This window comes from Bacillus sp. SIMBA_154 (assembly GCF_046536015.1).
Classification (GTDB): domain Bacteria; phylum Bacillota; class Bacilli; order Bacillales; family Bacillaceae; genus Bacillus; species Bacillus pumilus_P.
Map to the genome: position 1 here is coordinate 1 of NZ_JAWJBV010000686.1, position 234 is coordinate 234.

Consider the following 234-nt stretch of genomic DNA (forward strand, 5'->3'; position numbering starts at 1 on the left):
GGCGGAAGCTCCTTTTTCAACCGGGCTGCCGCAACGGTCGCAAGCCGTCCGGTAATACTTCCCGAGCTTCGGGTTCAGCCCGTAATTCGCCGTGATTTTTCTTCCGTCCTTCCCTTTTAAAGCCAGCGAAAATTCCGTGAAATTCGCTTCTTTAAGAAGCATTTCATTATATTCTCTGCCGATTTTTCCTAAGGAATGCGCATCAGAATTTGTTAAAAATGTATACGGATCAAG

General features: G+C 46.2%; 1 pseudogene. It reads right to left on the minus strand.

The annotated features are described in order from the left end of the window. Window positions 1-234, minus strand: a pseudogene (locus R0K30_RS23605) (TIGR00375 family protein); the annotation flags it as partial.